We start from the raw sequence: 17,449 nt of genomic DNA, 5'->3' as shown, positions 1-17,449 counted from the left end.
ATTTCAATTGTCTTGTAACGATTTTCTTAGCTGAAAGATTTCATTGGCCAGCTCAAGTTCTCTTTTTTGATTTCCTTCATTTTGAGCCTTTAAACCTTCCAATTTAAGTTTTTCAACCTTACTTAAGATTGTCTCCCTACGTAGTGCACTTAAAATTTCATCCAGTTCATTTTCAGAGATTACTTCTGGTAGGTTTTGAGCAAGAATATCATAATAGAGGTTTCTAAGTTCTGGATCAAGAGACTCCGGAAAATAGATATCATCAATCATACCCTGAGTTAACTGTTCAAGAATCATCGCATCATAGAGAGAGGCGGTCTCACGATGTATAAATTTGACTGAAACATCTTGGCTAATTTTTTCAAGAAAGTCAGGCTGCAAAAGCATACGGTGTAAAAGTTGCCATTCTAGCTTTTCTGACTTGGTAATTTTTCTTGTAGGCAAAGATTGACTAAATTCTTGAGCATCATAACTTGCAAAATCAGATTCTTCATACCTGTTACTAAAAGAACTAGAGGAAAAACTGTTAGAATCCTGATTGGAATAGTGCGACTGGCCAGAAGAATTTATAGGAAAACTCTTCTGATTTGGCCTCTTACTTTTGATCACATTTTTGACAGCCTGTTCTACCTGATTATACTCGAAATCAGGCAATATCTCAACTAATCGACGCATATAGACTGTCTGAAGCTCTGTGTTTTTTTCACCCGCAATAACTTCTGCCATTTTTTGGAGAAACTCAAGCTGATTTACCACATTGTTCAGATTGGTAGGCCTTAGGTAGTCCATTAAGAACTCAGATTTCGACATTCTGAAATTGATCAAGAGATTTTCTAAAGCAAGTGCCCCATGATCACGAGCGTACTCATCAGGATCTTGTGCATCAGGTATCTTGACAATCTGTACATCTATATTAGAGATGACTTTCAAAGATTTTTCAATGGCAGCTTGTCCCGCCTTGTCCCCGTCCGTTACAAGTACAATCTTACTTGCTAATCGTGCTAGAGTCTTTATGTGCTTTTCTGTCAGTGCCGTCCCCATAATCGCCACTGCATTATTAATACCAGACTTATAGGCCGCTATGACATCCATAAAGCCTTCCATCAGATAAACTTCCTTCGTCTTCTTTATGGTATCTTTCGCCCGATGTAAATTGTAAAGAACATCTGACTTTTCAAAGATTGGAGTCGTCGTTGTATTGACATATTTTCCTTGACGTTCGTCATTTTCCTGCCAGATGCGCCCTGAAAATCCAATAACCTGACCGTTTTGATCATGAATGGTAAACATGAGACGATTTTGATAAACGTCATAAGCCTGTTTGTTACTAAAGTTAAAAAGGCCAGACTTGGCTAAAACATCTTCTTCAAATTTTTTAGATAAACCTTGATATAGAAAATTGGGCGAGTCAGCTGATAATCCCAGGTTGAACTGCTTAGCAATTTTCTCATTAACCCCACGTTTTTTAAGGTAATCTCTAGCATTATTACCTTGCTCAGTAATAAGTAAATAATTTTCAAAAATATAGGATGCTTGATTATTGATCTCATAAAGATTGGCATTCGGATTTGCTTTAAAGGAGTCTGCCTGATCAATCTGGACATGGATCCCCGCAAAATCTGCTACTTCTTTAACGGCAGCTTGGAAGCCAATTTTTTTATATTCCATCACAAAGTCAAAGATAGAACCTCCTTTACCACAACCAAAGCATTTAAAGATTCCCTTAGAGGGAGTCACATTGAAAGAAGGAGACTTTTCATTATGAAAAGGGCAAAGGCCTTGAAAACCTTGACCAGACTTTTTTAAGGCTACAAACTGACCTATAAAGTCAGCAATATTAACGGAATTTCGAATTTCAGTGATTTCTTCTTTTGGAATTGCCATTTTTCCTCCTTCCAATTTTAAAAAGCTGAAAAAACGCCCTAAAACTGGCGTTCTTAGACTTAGGAACCGATGAGATTAGAACCCAAGCCCTCGTTCCCTTTAATATTGGTGATTTGTTTCCCTATTTTTGTTAATTGAACCAAAAAAGGAAAACCTAAAAATAATAATTTAAAAATATTTGATTCTTCTATGTTTTAAATTATAGCATATTTTTATATTATTGAAATTTATTTCTACGTTTTTTTCTAAATTCAGGAAATCTCATACATTCGCTTTTCAAGAGGCTTCAATCTGGCAGTAAAATTTTAAGCTTTTCTCCAAAATCTTATTAATCCTACTCAGCATCCATTATATATCAAGTTCATAAGTTTTGACCAAAAGATCATATTTGTTTTTATATGGTCCTATCTTAAGGTAAATCTATTATTTATCTTTAAGAAGTAAGTGCAAAATATACAAAATGGAAAGTTAATCTTTACTTATTAACAAGTTATTATTGGAAATAATGTAAAATTAAGTTAGCCAACTGAAGAAAGAAAAACACCTGAAACCTTTATACTTGAATTTGGAGAAGTAAGTAGAGGGGGAATTCAGATGCAAGATCGTCCTAACATAAAAGGCAAATATTTAACGCTGATTGAATAACGGAAAATTGTGAACATTGGTACAATAGAGAACACCGAAGTGGAAATCAGATTGCACAACTTTTAGGGAAAGCCCCACAAACGATTCATCATGAACTCAAGCGGGTAGTCTGGATATGAATTATCTTGATTTACTTACTCCCACCATAAAATGATGAAGAAACTTCCTTCCACTCAGCCTAAGCGACCTTATGGTTTGTCCATCAAACAATGTCGTGAGATGATTAACCAGCGTGAAAAATTTGGACATTACGAGATTGATAACCCCCTCTGACAAAAGCGACGGGGGTATCTCCTGACACATACAGAAAGAAAGACACGTTTAGAGTTGATCCGATTAATTCCAGATAAGTCAGCTCAATCCGGCAACACGACACTCCAAGTCATTCAGCAAACACTTCCGTTCAAATCCCTTACTTCGGATAATGACCGTTAATTTGCAAGCCTTCATGAAGTGGTGAACTGCCCTATTTACTATTGTCATGCTCACGCAAGTTTTGAGCGTGGAAGCAATAAGAATCATAACCGGATAATTTGACGATTTTGCCTAAGGGAACATGAATAACGACAAAAAAATTGTAACTTTTTGTGACCTTTATTGAAAAATAAATTAATTCTTATCCAAGAAAAATGTTCAATTATAAAAGTTTACATCTATGTTAAAACTGGCTAACTTATAATTGCAATTTGCCAAAAGAAAATGTAATTAAAGACCTTGAAAAAATTGTTTTATAATTCTCAAGGGGAAAAAAAGGGGCGAGAAGTCATTAACTTCTAGGAACTTTTAGATGCTTACAAATGAATTATAGGTACCAAAAAAGCAGTATTAAAGCACTTCTAGGAACTACTAGGCACTTTTATATACTGCTGTAACAAGGAGACGATGGGATTCGAACCCACGCACCGCTTTCGCGATCTAACGATTTAGCAAACCGTCCTCTTCAGCCACTTGAGTACGTCTCCATTGTATTAAATTATAGCATTGAAAAGATAAATTTTCAATGGGAATTCCAGGACTCGAACCTGGGACCCCTGCGTTATCAACACAGTGCTCTAACCAACTGAGCTAAACTCCCTAACAAAAATCAAATCGTGAAACGACTTGATTTATTTGGATCCTGCTGGACTCGAACCAGCGACCGATCGGTTATGAGCCGATAGCTCTAACCAACTGAGCTAAGGATCCAGTTGAAAACGGTTTATCCGTAATATAGCGGCGAAGGGGATCGAACCCCCGACCTCTCGGGTATGAACCGAACGCTCTAGCCAGCTGAGCTACACCGCCATTATAAGACAAAGTCTAATCAACCTTGTTTAAAGCCACTAACCGACTTTATCGGGAAGACAGGATTCGAACCTGCGACACCTTGGTCCCAAACCAAGTACTCTACCAAGCTGAGCTACTTCCCGTAATTAAAACACTTAAACTTCAAAATAAAGTTTATGCCCAGAGCGGGACTTGAACCCGCACGGAGTTTCCTCCCCAGGATTTTAAGTCCTGTGCGTCTGCCGATTTCGCCATCCGGGCATTAAAGACGAATCTTAAGCGAACGACGGGATTCGAACCCGCGACCTCTACCATGGCAAGGTAGAGCTCTACCACTGAGCTACGTTCGCAATGAATATCCAATTTCTATTACTTAATAGAAATTTCTGCCGACTACATGATTCGAACACGCGACCCTCTGATTACAAATCAGATGCTCTACCAACTGAGCTAAGTCGGCTAGTTGGAATTAAATAATAAATTGATGACCCCTGCGCGGCTCGAACGCGCGACCCTTTGATTAAAAGTCAAATGCTCTACCGGCTGAGCTAAGGAGTCTAGTTATTTTAGATAATTTAAATTCACTGATTATATCAATGAAAATAAACGGTTCCAACGGGAATCGAACCCGTCTCTCCGCCGTGACAGGGCGGCGTACTAACCGATATACTATGGAACCTTACTAATACTTCTTGGATGGACCATAGATATTAGTTGGAAGATTTACTCTGTAAATCTTTGTTCTAAATACTTCCCTATTATTCTTCAAGGAAGTTATCATTCTATGTTCATAGAATAGAATGCGCCCAGCAGGATTCGAACCTGCAACCGCTTGATTCGTAGTCAAGTACTCTATCCAGTTGAGCCATGGGCGCATACACTCTTGTTACTTCATTAACGCAACTATTAGATTATACTAAATGATTATTTCCTTGTCAAGAATTAAATGTAAGATTCTTAATTTTTCTCTTCCTTGTTCTAAAGTTAAATTTTAAAAAGTCAAAGATTTTCGTCAAGCTTTTCTTGAGCGTAGATTGAAATATTTCCATTTAAAAGATAGGAATGGTTATAATTGGCAATATATATGGGATTGAAGTTAAATCCAAACACTTCAATCATAATAAGTATAGGAGCAAAATATGGGTTCATAGCCGTTGTAAAACTCAGCATAGTAAAGAGTAACTTCAAAAGCCAAACATAACTACTAATAGGAGCACCACTAAATCTATCTGTTGTAAGGTTAGTAACCAACCAAACCCACATAACAATCAAGGATTTGTGATCAGGCCTGAAATCTTAGCCTTTATGGTACTCAATAAAACAGTAAATGCACAACCGTCAAAACTAAACTACATCACAACAAGGAATATTTTCCCAAGTTCCAAATGTCTTTTGAGCGTGTGAGTTCCGCCCGATTAAAGTTCAACATGCTCTGCTGCACTATCAAGTATTCGATATGCCTGGACTCTACTAATAGACTTATTTTCACCTTTTCTACTCTGAATACTTTTCATCCAATATTAGTTTAATATATTTGTCTATTTCTATTCCTAATTATGCGAGCTTTGAAGGTGGAAGCAATGAGAATCATAAGCATATGATCCGACATTTCTTATCGAAAGGAAAAAAGAAAACAACAGCTTCAGCTGTTGCCAAAATTGAGACTCGGACAAATTGTTATCCAAGAAAAATGCTTTAGTATCAGGTACCACTTCAGGTTTTTAGGGGTGGCTAAATTAAATTTGCAATTTGCCACCTATAAAATATATTAAACCTCTTTGATATAACTCAATATCTTATTATTTGTAATTTATCTTTTGAATATAACTGAATCGTATAACGATTTTCCCAATTCCGCAGATTAAGCAAATATTTTATTAATCCCTACCATATTTTATAACATTAACATCAGTAGTTATGACTAATCCTTCTTTTACCATTTCATCCACTATTGGAAGTGCTTTCTCAATCATTTCAACTTCATCAATTACCTCAATTATTATAGGGAGACTCGAACTTAAATCAAGTATTTTCATATCATGGATTGCTTTTGACTTACCATAACTTTCAAGCCCTCTAGTAACTGTTACTCCTGCCATGCCAATTTCTTTTAGCCTTATAACCAATGCATGGTATAAGTTATGTCCCTCAAATCGGGAATCTTCACTAATATAAATTTTTAAAATTTTGCAATTATCGCCTAGTTTCATTATTATCACCCTCCTCTTTATAATTTACCTATTTTAGATCCTAAAGCATATCCTATTAAACCTAATACTACTGAACATAAAATATATATAAAAGCATTGATTTTTTCTTTTTCCTGAAATAAATTAAACCCCTCATACATAAATGTTGAAAATGTTGTGTATGCGCCTAGAAAACCATCTCCCAGTAGCAACATCATATTACTACTAAGGCCAATTGTACTAACAATCCCTAACAAGGTAGCACCTGTAATATTAATTATAAAAGTTCCTATTGGAAAAGCATGTTTTGATTTTTCACTTATAAATTTACCAAGGCTATACCGCACCAAACTACCGAATGCTCCACCAATCGCAAGTAACATATATGTCATTTAATTAACCTCCTAAGTATCTTCCGTGTCCATATCATCAGCACCATTATCTTTATCTATAAACTTTGCAACTACATCTCTTGCAAGCACCACTCCAAAATAAGCAGCAGCAAGGCCAAGCATTACTGTAAATCCAATATAAGATATAGCAGAATAGTAGTCACCTTGATTCATAAGATTTACAGTTTCCTTACACAAGGTCGAAAAAGTTGTGTATGCGCCTAAAAATCCAGTAGCTATACCTAATCTTATATCAGCATCAAGCTCAAAAATCTCAAAAGAGATGGTTAATACAAGAGCTAAAAGCAAAGTACCAGAAACATTAATAATTAATGTATTTATTGGTATCACCTCTTTATAAGAAAAAATATGTATATTCTTTATTGTATATCTCAATATTGCCCCGAGCATTCCGCCTATAGCTATAAAAGTATATTTTCTCATGATCTATCACTTTCTCAATGTATAATGCCTATTTTTCAATTAAATAATAACTTAATTCATTAAAAATAAAAGACTCCTACAAGAAACCTTTTATAGGTTTTTTGTAGGAGTCATTAGCATATAGCAGTTATGGTGAACTCCATCACCTATTTTATATTTATAAAACACAATAACAAACCATCAAACATATATACTCATAAAGATAGCATATAATGTTTACAAATTCAATAATAAACAACTATAAAAGAAGGAAATATTGTAAATTTAAATTCCTCTGATAAGTTACCACATGAAAAATTAATTTTTTAAAGGATCAATACGTGATGTACAAGCCACCGGAAATGGTTTCTAATTTTGATTAATGAGAGTGTCCAGATATAAAAAAGAACCCTGCCAAGCAGAGTTTTTTAAATGTGTCTTATTTAATTGTACGAATACGCATTGTATTAGTACGACCACTACCTACAGGTACACCAGCAACGATAATAATGTTATCACCTGCCTCAACAAGCCCGGATTCAAGTGCTGCTTTTTCAGCAATTTCGAACATATCATCAGTTGATCTTGGCTTCTCAGTCAACATTGGGATAACCCCCCAGTTGATCATCAAACTACGTTCAATCTTCTCGTCAAATGTAACAGCTAGGATATCAGCATCAGGACGGTATTTAGAGATCAAACGAGCAGTTGACCCAGACTCAGTCAAAGCAACGATCAGTTTAACCTCCAATGACTTAGTTGCATCACGAACAGCTGAAGCTACAACCTCAGTCACGTTAGACTTATCATATTCGTGGAATTGGAAACGACCATATTCTTTGAGCAATTGTTGAGCGTTCATGTCAACAGTTGACATTGTCTTAACTGATTCAGCAGGATACTTACCATTAGCTGATTCACCGGAGAGCATAGTTGCATCTGTACCATCAATAACAGCATTGAAAACATCTGATATTTCTGAACGAGTGGCACGAGGTTTGTCAGTCATTGTCTCAAGCATGTTTGTTGCAGTAATAACCATCTTGCCAGCACGGTTAACCTTAGAGATAATCAATTTTTGGTAAACTGGTACCATTTCAAATGGTACTTCAATACCCATATCACCGCGGGCAACCATGATACCATCAGATGCTTCAATAATTTCATCAAGATTGTCAATCCCCTCTTGATTTTCAATTTTGGCAAAAAGTTTAACGTGACTGTTGCCAGTCTCTTCACAAATGGCGCGAACTTCGTTAACATCTTTAGCAGTACGAACGAATGAAACCGCGATAAAGTTAATACCGCCATTTGGTTGTGATAACCCGAAACGAATATCTTCAGCATCACGTGCAGCCAACGCTTTGAAAGGAATCGTAGTGTTAGGGATATTTACACCCTTTTGTTTACCAATCTTTTCATCATTTTGAGCTACAACGACGAATTCACGTGTATCAGTATCTTTATCAATAACTGATAAGCCAAGCTTACCATCATCAATAAGGATCGTTTTACCAACTGCAACATCATCAAAAATGTCAAGGCCACCAGCAACATTTAAAGCAATAACATCTTTGGTTGATGTCAAACCTTGCTTAGTTGCAACACGAAATTGTTGTCCTGTCTTGTATTCGATGTAGTCTTCACCACCTTCAAATACTTCAGTACGAATTTCTGGACCCTTAGTATCAAGCAACAAACCAACCTTTTTACCAGCAATTTCTTCAGCGCGGTGAACCGTTACCATGCGTGCTGCATGTTCCTCATAGTCACCGTGTGAGAAGTTGAAACGAAAAGCATTGGCACCATTGTTGATCAATTCTGCTATTTTGTTAGCTGAAACTTCAACATCAAGTGGACCTGACCAGTAGCCAGATTCACCAAATTTCTTGCCACCACGAGTTTCAACAGCAGGACCTAGGGTTGCAACGATTTTTACACGTTTATTCATTATGATTTTTCTCCTTATTTATTGGATTGGAGATAGCTGAAATCAATTTTCACTCTTGACTTTTCGTCATCTCTTTAACATTATATTAGTCTTCAGCACCTATGGCGCTGAGCGTCATATTACTTAGAATAATTATTTAATGCTTTATTCAGACGATAGAGTTCAATTGGAGCCTCATGTGGGAAATTGACTTTAATTGATCCATCAGGGTTGATAGACATCAGAGCACCCTCTTCAACTGAACCAAGAATTGGGTTTTCAACCAATTTCTCATGACGAATACCTACTGCGAGTCCGCCTTTACCTTCTTTAAGAAGTTTAACAGCGTGAGCACCCATTCTTGAAGCAAGAACGCGATCACGAACTGTTGGTGAACCACCACGTTGGATGTGGCCGAGAACTGAGACACGGAGGTCAGATAAATCACCTTGGCGCTTCAAAGCTTCTGCAAGCTCTTCACCATGCATTACACCTTCTGCAAGGACTATTAAGTAATGATTTTTCCCTTGTTTATGTGCTTCATTCATACGTTTTACGATATTTTCAACCTTGAACTCTCGCTCAGGAATACAGATATCATCTGCCCCTGCAGCAATACCAGCCCAAAGTGCAATATCACCTGCATCGCGTCCCATTACTTCAACGATAAACGTACGGTTATGCGAACTTGAAGTATCACGAATTTTATCAAGCGCATCTACTGCAGTTGTTACTGCAGTATCAAACCCAATTGTGTATTCAGTACCGACAATATCGTTATCAATAGTACCTGGAAGGCCAATTGCTGGGAAACCATGCTCAGTCAAGCGCATTGCTCCATGATATGAACCATCCCCACCAATTACGACAACCCCTTCAATCCCGCGCGCTTTTAATTGCTCAATTCCTTTAAGTTGATACTCTAATTGAACAAATTCAGGATAACGTGCTGAGTAAAGAAAAGTACCTCCACGAGCTACTTGGTCACGAACTGAAGCAGTATCAAGTAATTCAATGTCACCTTCAACCAGTCCCTTGTAACCGTATTTAATACCATAAACTTCCATGCCTTCAGCAATTCCCTGGCGAACTACTGCGCGAATAGCAGCATTCATACCCGGAGAGTCTCCACCAGAAGTTAACACAGCGATACGTTTCATTATGAAATCGTCCTCTCAATATTTAATATTTTATGTATTAATTATAGCACAGAACATTCAAAGTATTTTTCGGAAACGTTTGCAATTAGGCGCTTTCAGAGCTATTTGATAATCTTTTTACTTAGAAACCAACTAAAAAAATGAAATTGCCTACCTCTAAAAGAATATTGATTAAAAATGGCGTACTAGAAAAAAACCCAAGCAGTAGTGATACTTGAGCAGTTGTCCAGTTTTATGAGACGTTTCATAATAAGTCTAATATTGGGAATAATATCAGGCTACACATCAAAATATATCAATTTTCAATTATTGATTCGATGGACTATCTGACACTGAGAATTCAAGTAATCTAGCTTTGATTTCTCCTTCCATACGAAGTAGTTCATGTTCAGATTGTTGACGTTTTTGTCGGCCATCAGCCTGAATTTCCAGAGTCTCCTGAATGGTATCAATCAAATTTTGCTGGGTTGTTTTCAAGGTCTCAATATCAATAATCCCTCGCTCATTTTCTTTAGCGGTCTCAATAGCAGAGGTCTTCAGCATCTCAGAGTTCTTTCTTAAAAGATCGTTGGTTGTTTGTGAAACAATACGTTGACTCGCAAGTGCATCTTTTTGTTTGAGCAAGGTCAAAGCTATTGCCACTTGGTTCTTCCACAAAGGAATGGCTGTGTTAATTGAAGTTTGAATCTTATCAACTAATTCTTGATTGGTGTTTTGAATCAGACGAATCTGTGGCGCTTGTTGAATTGTCATTTGACGTGCCAGACGAAGGTCGTGAGCACGTTTATCCAAACGATTTTTAAAAGCTTCAAGATCAGCAACCTTTTGAACCGCTAAAGAATTCTCTGTATCTGATGATATCTCTAACCGCGCGGCTGGTAGTACTTCATTGTCTAATTGTTGAAGCTTCAATTCCGCACCTGCGATATAAACGTTTAATGATTTGAAATAGTTGAGGTTTTCATCATAAAGACCATTCAAAGTTTTATTGTCTTCGAGGAGACCGTTTTGTTCAACATTAAGTTTTGCAGAAATTTTATCAATTCCTGCTGAAATCTTTTGATACTTCTGTGTTACTTCAAAAATCGATTTTTTTACCTTACCAAACATCTTTGCAAAAAAGCCATTATCTCCACCGACTAGATCGTTAGGATTAGCTTGCTGAAGATTGAACATTAAATCAGTCAGACTACCACCGACTTCACCTAAATCTTTAGCTTGAACTTTATTTAAAACCGTTTGTGAAAAATCAGCAATATTCTTTTGGGCTGATGCGCCGTAATCAACCACACTCTGAGGTTCATTTTCGTTCAATGATGCAGCAAAGCCCAAGGCTTGATTTTTTTCATCTTCATTTAAAGTTGCTAAGGCTGAATTTTCAGAAACTATTTTAGCTTCTTCAGGAATGTCCTGGATATTTAAATTTTCAATATTATTAGGCGTGGTCATTCGTCACCTCCTCACTGATTATTTTAACATCTCTCATCAAGATTTTATGATAATTATCAGCCACTTTGGCTGATAAGGTCTTGATTAAGAAAAGAGTTTCACTCAAATCTGTATCATTCTTGACTGATTCTGCCATTAACATTTCATAACTTGCAATAAGCTTTGTCATGTTTGGCAGATCTTTGTAAAGAAAATCATTCTGTTTGGTCAATTCAGTCGGATTTTTCGCGATAAATTGAAAAGTCTTCTTGGCTGCTTGAACACCACCTGTCACATCTTCAATGACTGAAAGATCTGTCAATTTTTGGACGGCTTTATCCCAGCCCAAGATATGTTTCTTTGCTTCACCCATCGTTTCACGAAAAAGCTTGACATCATTGTCTGAAAGGCCCGAGTCCTTATAATTCCTTATTCTTTTTTTAAGTTTAATTTCAGGATTTTCATCTTTTTTTTGTTGATGCATAACTGAAAAACTCACAATTAGTTTTATGATAATTACAAACACGACAATTGTGATAATAAGGCCAAAAAAACTAGAATGACCACCCATCATGTAATTAAAATTATTATTATTCATCATATTATTATTCAAGGTAGTAGACCTCCATCTCTATGATCAAATTATAGCATCTCTCTCAAATAAAAAAAATCCGACTTTCGTCTGATTTTTATATTTTATAACGGATTTTTGTTCGGCGTCCCAGACTTTCTAGGGTATTTATTTGGGGTATCAAGACATTTTTTTATTATTGCGATGTGACGTTTTGACCCATCAATGAGTTCATAATCAATTGACTTTTCAAATTTTCCCCCCAATGTAGTAATGGCTGTTCTAGCATCCGCTAATTCTTCATCAAATTTGGTGGCTTTAAATGAAAGTAATTGGCCTTGTTTTTTTAAAAATGGGAGTGTCAATTCAGTCAAAATATTGAGTCGAGCAACAGCACGGGCGGTCACGAAATCATAATGCCCCCGATAGTCTTTATCTTTCCCAAAGTCTTCAGCTCTGCCATGAAGTAGCGTTATATTCTCTAAATTCAATTTTTCAGTCAGTAGCTTAAGAAAATTAATTCGCTTATTCAAAGAATCAATAATTGTAACTTCAATCTCTGGGTAAAGAATCTTCATCGGCAAGCTCGGAAAACCAGCTCCTGCACCGATATCTAGCAACTTAACTTTTTCGTTTTTGATTAGACCAAACTTGATTGGTGCAACTGAATCATCAAAGTGTTTGAGATAAACTTCTTCTTTATCCGTAATCGTTGTTAAGTTAATTTTTTCATTCCAATCAATTAATAGAGCAAAATAAGTCTCAAATTGTTGTATTTGCTTTTCGCTTAATTCAAATTTATTCGCAAATTCTTCAGGCTTCATCAGATCTTTCTTTCTAACAATTCCGAGGTGATATCGGCAATTTTTTCTCTAGTCTCACCCCTAGGCAATTTAGCTATCATTGTAAGTGCAGCGTCTGTATGGAGTTTAGCTAATTTCTTTGTCTTCTCAAGAGATCCTGAACTCAAAATAAAATCATAAAAGGTTTCAAAATTTTTATCTTTCAGATCAGCAGTCACTTTTTCAGGATCAGCCTGGAATGCAAATAAGACTGGAGCAGAATAAACCCCTTGCTTAACATCCTCTAGGACCGGTTTTCCTAAAGTTACACTATCACTGGAATAATCTAGATAGTCATCCATTATTTGAAAAGCCAAACCGATTTCTCGTCCAATTTTAAATGCACGTTGGGCTAGCTTCTTATGCCCATCAATCATTAACGGAATTGAACAAGCTAAAGCAAAAAGCTCTGCCGTCTTCCCAGAAATATTTTTAACATAGTCATCAATAGACTGAGTCAAATCAAAACGTTTACTCATTTGTCCCAATTCCCCACCTAATAAGCGTTCGACAGAGTTTGTTTGATCAGTTAAATTCGAGAGTTCGAAATCTTGTTGACTCAAAGTTTTGAAAGCAGAAACAAAAAGATAGTCGCCTGCATAAACAGCTACATCCGCCCCATAAAGTTTTGATATTGTTGTGGCACCACGTCTTGTGTCTGCATCATCCACGATGTCATCATGAATCAGTGTCGCATTATGCAGCATCTCTATAGCCGCTGCAAGAGCAACTTTTTGCTTATCCTCCAATAGACTAAATTCAGAGAAGAGTAAAAGATAAGCTGGACGAAGCAACTTGCCACCAGCATTGAAAATATTCAAGATAGCATCTTTAACATCTTGATTTTTTATTATCACCGATTTTTTCATCAATCGCTTAACCTTGTTCAAATCTGAAGCGAGTTTCGGATACTCTTTACTAAAATAATTTACGACCATATTTGATTTCTCTGTAAAAATAATTGGTTAATGGGCTGAACCCGCCTGATAAGTAAGTTTCCACCGATTCCAATTGCAAAACCTGCCAAGAGGCCAAAAAATGCTAACCAAGGCAAATAGAGCATTACTGATGGAGTTTGGGCAATAATTGAGGCGACTAAGAGCTGCCCTGCATTATGGAAAAAACCCCCGGCTATGGAAATACCGATAATCGAAACTAATTTTGGGCCAAAGGCTTTAATCAAGTACATTGCTGCCAGGCTTAGGACTCCACCAGCGGCTGAATATAGAAAAACAGAAAAACCTGTGAACAGCGCTGTAATGATCAAGCGCAACATTAGCATAGACCAGACTTTTTTCCCACTCAAAGTAAACATTGCAATTATCATAACAAGATTTGGAAGACCAATTTTAGCGCCTGGTGCAAAAGCAAAGAAAGGCGGAAGCGAACTTTCAAAAAGCCCAATAATTGTGGCAGTAGCAGTCAACAACGACACATAGAGCATTTCTCTTAAATTCATCATTGATAATCTACAACCTTTCCGTCTTGTTTAACTGGTCCGTTTCCAGTTAATGCGACAACAAGGCTGTGAGGAAGGCAAACAAGAGTTTGACCATTCTTAGAAATCCAACCTGCCTTAACGTCTATCAAATCACGACAATTTGCCTCTTGAACACGCACTTTATTGTCTTTAACTTGAATTCTATTATAATCACCATTGTCTTTATAAGTCCATACTTGGTTAACAGACAATTCAAGGGTTTTTACAACTTTACCGTGGGCACGGACAATGACTTGATTAGGAACAGTATTTGAATTCGCGAAAAGTGTTAGGGGAAAAAATGAAACCATAACAAGGACTGCAAGAATTATAATGTCCAGTGGTTTTAACTTAACATCCTTCAGAATTTTCATTATTTAATCATATCATATTCTGCGTGAAATCATTCACACCTGACACAAAAATGCCCCAAATTTCTTTGTGACATCTTATTAGTTATTCCTTATTTTGCTTCGATAATTCTTTCGCCTTTTTAATAATGTAGTCCTTCAACTGATCTTTGATTTGCGGATGATGTAAACCATATTCAATTGATGTTTCCATGAAACCAAATTTATCACCAACATCATATCGTGTGCCAGTAAACTGGCGGGCAAAAACACGTTGAGTTTTATTAAGGGTCTCAATCGCATCCGTCAATTGAATTTCACCACCTGCACCAGGCTTTTGAGTTTCAAGGATTTCAAAAATTTCTGGTGTTAAAAGGTAACGCCCAATAATAGCAAGATCAGACGGAGCATCTTCAATCGCTGGTTTTTCAACAAATTTAGCCACATTGTAAAGACCTTTTGAGACTTCTCCTTCAGGAGCAATTACTCCGTATTTATTGACTTCATTATGAGGCACTTCCATAACGGCAATTGTTGAAGCATGCGTCATCTCATAATCATCAATAAGTTGTTTCGTCAGAGGTAATCCCTCACCATTGATGTTCATCAAATCATCACCAAGCATCACTATAAAAGGTTCATCACCGATAAAAGCTTTTGCTTGAAGAACAGCGTGTCCCAGTCCAAGCGGATGAGATTGACGAATAAAATGGAGATTTATATCCGTTGTTTCTTCAACCAATTTTAAAAGTTCAGTTTTCCCTTTTTCTTTAAGGTTCTGTTCCAATTCAATGTTTGAATCGAAATGATCTTCAATTGGACGTTTGGCCTTGCCAGTCACAATCAAGATATCCTCAATACCTGAATTCAGAGCTTCTTCAACAATAAACTGAATTGTTGGTTTATCAACTATTGGAAGCATCTCCTTAGCAATTGCCTTCGTAGCGGGGAGAAAACGTGTTCCAAGTCCTGCAGCGGGGATAATTGCTTTTCTTACTTTTTTATGTTCTTCTTTTTTAGGCATTGTCTTCTTCTTTCTAGACTAATTAACCAGCTTAATCAAATTCATTTTCTTGCTTAGCTTCCCGACGCATCATCCCAAGAATTCCTTTTCTTGGCTCTAGGCCTTCATAGAGAACTTTGTAAATTGTTTCAGTAATTGGCATTTCAATATCCAATGCCTGAGATAATTCATAGGCGGCTTTGCAAGTTGATACTCCCTCAATAACCATTCCCATATTAGCTTCAATATCAGCTAATTTTTCACCACGTCCAAGTGCATCACCAGCCCGCCAGTTTCGAGAATGTTTTGAAGTACCCGTAACAATAAGGTCCCCCACTCCTGACAAACCAATATAAGTTAAAGGCTGTGCTCCCATTGCTACTCCAAGTCGAGTAATTTCTGCAAGACCACGTGTTATAATAGCTGCTTTTGCATTATCCCCGAAACCTAGGCCATGAAGTGCACCCGCACCAACAGCAATAATATTCTTTAATGCACCAGCGGTCTCAACTCCCACAACATCTGTATTCGTATAAAGACGCATGTAATCATTGCTCAAAAGTTCTTGAGCATATTTTGCATCTTTTTGGTTTTTGGATGCAGCAGAGATCAGAGTAATATCACGAACTATGGTTTCCTCTGCATGTGAAGGTCCAGATACCACAGTGATTTCACCTCGCAACTCTGCAGGAATCTCTTCTTCAAGAATTGTCGATATTCTTTCATGACTTCCTTGTTCAAGACCCTTAGAGGCGTGTAAAATATGAACTTTATGATCTAGAACTCTTGCAACTTGCTTTGCAACCAAACGAGTAGCTTTAGTTGGAACAACAAAAAGAATCGTATCCGCATTCTTTAGAACTTCTTTCAAGTCTGTAGAAGCATGTATACGTTCATCAAGGACAATATCCTTAAAGAATCTTTTATTTGTGTGTTGTTCATTAATTTCAGCAATCTGGGCCGGACTGTCACCATACAGAATGACATGGTGCCCGTTGTCAGTTAAAACTTGAGAAAGTGCTGTTCCCCAACTACCCGGGCCTAATATTGCAATATTTTGACTAATCATTAGCCCTATTATAACAAAAACAAGGCAAAAAGTTATAACCCTCAGGCTTTACCTCTTAATCTTTATGATACCTTAATAAATTAATTTAAATATTATCTAACTCTTGATTTCTATTTTTGTCCGAACAAATTCTTCACTCTTCCAGCCCACCCCATGATCAATCATAAAGAATTCTACTAACCACATACTACCAATAAGAATGAAAACTACTCTATATGTCAACTCAATTGATGACAGAACTTGTTCCAATAAGAATACGATCAGTAGCCCTCCTATACGTCCAAATGCCATAGGAAACTCTGAAGCAACAATATATTCGTCTCGAGTGAATCCCCTAGCACCAAATTCTGAAAATTGATAATTCATAGAATTTGCAATAGCACTCCCCCAACTCTGAGTGATACCAAAAATGACAAAAGCAATAATCAACATTATAGGACTGGCAAAAATAGCCAAAAACAAATAAACTATAAAGCTAAAGAAACTTGTCAGAAAGTATAGCTTTCGAGTATATTTAGTTAAAAATAATTTAGCAAAAACAAAGGAACTAATCACACTCAAAGTGGCTTGTAAAGAAGTTAGATTTCCAATAACACTTTCATTATTAAAGAGCAAGTAGGCAAAAAGTATAAATACCAAGCTATTCAATACGCCTTTAAATCCCATTGAAATATTCAGCATAATATTTGCATTCCAAAAAGGATTTTTCTTAACTTTTAAAATTTGGCAAATTGTAAAATTAAGTTAGCCACCTGAAGCAAGAAAAAAACACCTGAAACCTTTATACTTGAATTTGGAAAAATAAAGTAGAAAAGGA

16 protein-coding genes, 11 tRNA genes, 2 pseudogenes and 1 riboswitch are annotated in these 17,449 nt (G+C 36.6%); of the genes and pseudogenes, 2 read left to right on the top strand and 27 right to left on the bottom strand.

What is annotated here, in order from left to right; all coding sequences use genetic code 11:
- Positions 1 to 3 precede the first annotated feature (3 nt).
- Positions 4 to 1,884 carry a DNA primase gene (dnaG, locus tag HNQ37_RS03655; protein ID WP_183539406.1) on the bottom strand — a complete coding sequence of 627 codons (1,881 nt, stop codon included), beginning with the start codon at positions 1,882 to 1,884 and terminating at the stop codon, positions 4 to 6.
- 594 nt (positions 1,885 to 2,478) lie between these two features.
- On the opposite strand from dnaG, the pseudogene HNQ37_RS03650 reads away from it, so the two are divergent.
- A pseudogene (locus HNQ37_RS03650) lies at positions 2,479 to 3,208 on the top strand (IS30 family transposase).
- A gap of 195 nt (positions 3,209 to 3,403) precedes the next feature.
- On the opposite strand, the gene HNQ37_RS03645 reads toward HNQ37_RS03650, so the two are convergent.
- From HNQ37_RS03645 to HNQ37_RS03590, 12 genes are all read right to left on the bottom strand, one after another.
- Positions 3,404 to 3,491, bottom strand: a tRNA-Ser gene (locus HNQ37_RS03645).
- Between the two features lie 39 nt (positions 3,492 to 3,530).
- A tRNA-Ile gene (locus HNQ37_RS03640) sits at positions 3,531 to 3,604 on the bottom strand.
- 36 nt (positions 3,605 to 3,640) lie between these two features.
- Positions 3,641 to 3,714: transfer RNA gene (locus HNQ37_RS03635), tRNA-Ile, on the bottom strand.
- A 25-nt stretch (positions 3,715 to 3,739) separates the two neighbouring features.
- Positions 3,740 to 3,813, bottom strand: a tRNA-Met gene (locus HNQ37_RS03630).
- Positions 3,814 to 3,864: 51 nt separating this feature from the next.
- A tRNA-Pro gene (locus HNQ37_RS03625) sits at positions 3,865 to 3,938 on the bottom strand.
- 34 nt (positions 3,939 to 3,972) lie between these two features.
- Positions 3,973 to 4,056, bottom strand: a tRNA-Leu gene (locus tag HNQ37_RS03620).
- A gap of 17 nt (positions 4,057 to 4,073) precedes the next feature.
- Positions 4,074 to 4,145 (bottom strand) — tRNA-Gly (locus HNQ37_RS03615).
- A gap of 37 nt (positions 4,146 to 4,182) precedes the next feature.
- Positions 4,183 to 4,255 (bottom strand) — tRNA-Thr (locus HNQ37_RS03610).
- A 25-nt stretch (positions 4,256 to 4,280) separates the two neighbouring features.
- Positions 4,281 to 4,353 (bottom strand) — tRNA-Lys (locus HNQ37_RS03605).
- 49 nt (positions 4,354 to 4,402) lie between these two features.
- Positions 4,403 to 4,474, bottom strand: a tRNA-Asp gene (locus HNQ37_RS03600).
- A gap of 122 nt (positions 4,475 to 4,596) precedes the next feature.
- Positions 4,597 to 4,670 (bottom strand) — tRNA-Arg (locus HNQ37_RS03595).
- Between the two features lie 124 nt (positions 4,671 to 4,794).
- Positions 4,795 to 5,046: a hypothetical protein gene (locus HNQ37_RS03590; protein WP_183539404.1), complete on the bottom strand. Its 252-nt coding sequence runs from the start codon at positions 5,044 to 5,046 to the stop codon at positions 4,795 to 4,797.
- Between the two features lie 304 nt (positions 5,047 to 5,350).
- Here HNQ37_RS03590 and HNQ37_RS03585 point away from each other — a divergent pair.
- A pseudogene (locus tag HNQ37_RS03585) lies at positions 5,351 to 5,494 on the top strand (IS30 family transposase); the annotation flags it as partial.
- A gap of 178 nt (positions 5,495 to 5,672) precedes the next feature.
- Here the strand turns inward: HNQ37_RS03585 and HNQ37_RS03580 are convergent.
- The 14 genes from HNQ37_RS03580 to HNQ37_RS03515 all read right to left on the bottom strand — a co-directional run bounded on the left by HNQ37_RS03580 (position 5,673) and on the right by HNQ37_RS03515 (position 17,313).
- Positions 5,673 to 6,005, bottom strand: coding sequence for a DUF190 domain-containing protein (locus tag HNQ37_RS03580; protein WP_183539400.1), 333 nt, complete (start codon positions 6,003 to 6,005; stop codon positions 5,673 to 5,675).
- A gap of 17 nt (positions 6,006 to 6,022) precedes the next feature.
- The gene (crcB, locus tag HNQ37_RS03575) at positions 6,023 to 6,376 is read right to left on the bottom strand and encodes a fluoride efflux transporter CrcB (protein WP_183539398.1); all 354 of its coding nucleotides are present in this window, start codon (positions 6,374 to 6,376) and stop codon (positions 6,023 to 6,025) included.
- Positions 6,377 to 6,388: 12 nt separating this feature from the next.
- Positions 6,389 to 6,820 carry a fluoride efflux transporter CrcB gene (gene crcB / locus HNQ37_RS03570; protein WP_183539396.1) on the bottom strand — a complete coding sequence of 144 codons (432 nt, stop codon included), beginning with the start codon at positions 6,818 to 6,820 and terminating at the stop codon, positions 6,389 to 6,391.
- 97 nt (positions 6,821 to 6,917) lie between these two features.
- Positions 6,918 to 6,976: riboswitch (Fluoride riboswitch) on the bottom strand.
- 262 nt (positions 6,977 to 7,238) lie between these two features.
- Positions 7,239 to 8,750 carry a pyruvate kinase gene (pyk, locus tag HNQ37_RS03565; RefSeq protein ID WP_183539394.1) on the bottom strand — a complete coding sequence of 504 codons (1,512 nt, stop codon included), beginning with the start codon at positions 8,748 to 8,750 and terminating at the stop codon, positions 7,239 to 7,241.
- Positions 8,751 to 8,869: 119 nt separating this feature from the next.
- Entirely contained in the window at positions 8,870 to 9,889 is a 1,020-nt protein-coding gene (gene pfkA / locus HNQ37_RS03560; protein WP_183539392.1) for a 6-phosphofructokinase, read from the bottom strand.
- A 306-nt stretch (positions 9,890 to 10,195) separates the two neighbouring features.
- Positions 10,196 to 11,338, bottom strand: a complete 1,143-nt coding sequence (locus tag HNQ37_RS03555; RefSeq protein ID WP_183539390.1) for a toxic anion resistance protein — start codon at positions 11,336 to 11,338, stop codon at positions 10,196 to 10,198.
- The gene (locus HNQ37_RS03550; RefSeq protein WP_183539388.1) at positions 11,325 to 11,915 is read right to left on the bottom strand and encodes a 5-bromo-4-chloroindolyl phosphate hydrolysis family protein; all 591 of its coding nucleotides are present in this window, start codon (positions 11,913 to 11,915) and stop codon (positions 11,325 to 11,327) included. Before HNQ37_RS03550 ends, HNQ37_RS03555 begins: the two co-directional genes overlap by 14 nt.
- A gap of 98 nt (positions 11,916 to 12,013) precedes the next feature.
- Entirely contained in the window at positions 12,014 to 12,712 is a 699-nt protein-coding gene (rsmG, locus tag HNQ37_RS03545) for a 16S rRNA (guanine(527)-N(7))-methyltransferase RsmG (protein ID WP_183539385.1), read from the bottom strand.
- The gene (locus HNQ37_RS03540) at positions 12,712 to 13,668 is read right to left on the bottom strand and encodes a polyprenyl synthetase family protein (protein WP_183539383.1); all 957 of its coding nucleotides are present in this window, start codon (positions 13,666 to 13,668) and stop codon (positions 12,712 to 12,714) included. Before HNQ37_RS03540 ends, rsmG begins: the two co-directional genes overlap by 1 nt.
- Positions 13,659 to 14,189, bottom strand: a complete 531-nt coding sequence (locus tag HNQ37_RS03535; protein WP_183539463.1) for a Gx transporter family protein — start codon at positions 14,187 to 14,189, stop codon at positions 13,659 to 13,661. Before HNQ37_RS03535 ends, HNQ37_RS03540 begins: the two co-directional genes overlap by 10 nt.
- Positions 14,189 to 14,584 (bottom strand): NusG domain II-containing protein, encoded by a 396-nt coding sequence (locus HNQ37_RS03530; RefSeq protein ID WP_183539381.1) that lies wholly within the window; start codon positions 14,582 to 14,584, stop codon positions 14,189 to 14,191. Before HNQ37_RS03530 ends, HNQ37_RS03535 begins: the two co-directional genes overlap by 1 nt.
- 82 nt (positions 14,585 to 14,666) lie before the next feature.
- On the bottom strand, positions 14,667 to 15,584 hold the full coding sequence (gene galU / locus HNQ37_RS03525; protein WP_183539379.1) for a UTP--glucose-1-phosphate uridylyltransferase GalU: 918 nt from the start codon (positions 15,582 to 15,584) through the stop codon (positions 14,667 to 14,669).
- 31 nt (positions 15,585 to 15,615) lie between these two features.
- Positions 15,616 to 16,632, bottom strand: coding sequence for an NAD(P)H-dependent glycerol-3-phosphate dehydrogenase (locus tag HNQ37_RS03520; RefSeq protein WP_183539377.1), 1,017 nt, complete (start codon positions 16,630 to 16,632; stop codon positions 15,616 to 15,618).
- 96 nt (positions 16,633 to 16,728) lie between these two features.
- Positions 16,729 to 17,313: a hypothetical protein gene (locus HNQ37_RS03515; protein WP_183539375.1), complete on the bottom strand. Its 585-nt coding sequence runs from the start codon at positions 17,311 to 17,313 to the stop codon at positions 16,729 to 16,731.
- Positions 17,314 to 17,449: the final 136 nt, after the last annotated feature.

The sequence above is a fragment of the Lactovum miscens genome (genome assembly GCF_014202895.1).
GTDB classification, from domain to species: Bacteria; Bacillota; Bacilli; order Lactobacillales; family Streptococcaceae; genus Lactovum; species Lactovum miscens.
This window is presented reverse-complemented; position numbering and strand designations above follow the sequence as displayed.

Excerpts from the sequence above, each read along its gene's own strand:
- crcB (WP_183539398.1), bottom strand. The coding sequence starts at position 6,376 with ATGACATATATGTTACTTGCGATTGGTGGAGCATTCGGTAGTTTGGTG.
- HNQ37_RS03515 (WP_183539375.1), bottom strand. The coding sequence starts at position 17,313 with ATGCTGAATATTTCAATGGGATTTAAAGGCGTATTGAATAGCTTGGTA.
- HNQ37_RS03540 (WP_183539383.1), bottom strand. The coding sequence starts at position 13,668 with ATGGTCGTAAATTATTTTAGTAAAGAGTATCCGAAACTCGCTTCAGAT.
- HNQ37_RS03555 (WP_183539390.1), bottom strand. The coding sequence starts at position 11,338 with ATGACCACGCCTAATAATATTGAAAATTTAAATATCCAGGACATTCCT.
- HNQ37_RS03520 (WP_183539377.1), bottom strand. The coding sequence starts at position 16,632 with ATGATTAGTCAAAATATTGCAATATTAGGCCCGGGTAGTTGGGGAACA.
- dnaG (WP_183539406.1), bottom strand. The coding sequence starts at position 1,884 with ATGGCAATTCCAAAAGAAGAAATCACTGAAATTCGAAATTCCGTTAAT.
- crcB (WP_183539396.1), bottom strand. The coding sequence starts at position 6,820 with ATGAGAAAATATACTTTTATAGCTATAGGCGGAATGCTCGGGGCAATA.
- HNQ37_RS03530 (WP_183539381.1), bottom strand. The coding sequence starts at position 14,584 with ATGAAAATTCTGAAGGATGTTAAGTTAAAACCACTGGACATTATAATT.
- pyk (WP_183539394.1), bottom strand. The coding sequence starts at position 8,750 with ATGAATAAACGTGTAAAAATCGTTGCAACCCTAGGTCCTGCTGTTGAA.
- rsmG (WP_183539385.1), bottom strand. The coding sequence starts at position 12,712 with ATGAAGCCTGAAGAATTTGCGAATAAATTTGAATTAAGCGAAAAGCAA.
- galU (WP_183539379.1), bottom strand. The coding sequence starts at position 15,584 with ATGCCTAAAAAAGAAGAACATAAAAAAGTAAGAAAAGCAATTATCCCC.
- HNQ37_RS03550 (WP_183539388.1), bottom strand. The coding sequence starts at position 11,915 with ATGAATAATAATAATTTTAATTACATGATGGGTGGTCATTCTAGTTTT.
- HNQ37_RS03580 (WP_183539400.1), bottom strand. The coding sequence starts at position 6,005 with ATGAAACTAGGCGATAATTGCAAAATTTTAAAAATTTATATTAGTGAA.
- HNQ37_RS03535 (WP_183539463.1), bottom strand. The coding sequence starts at position 14,189 with ATGAATTTAAGAGAAATGCTCTATGTGTCGTTGTTGACTGCTACTGCC.
- pfkA (WP_183539392.1), bottom strand. The coding sequence starts at position 9,889 with ATGAAACGTATCGCTGTGTTAACTTCTGGTGGAGACTCTCCGGGTATG.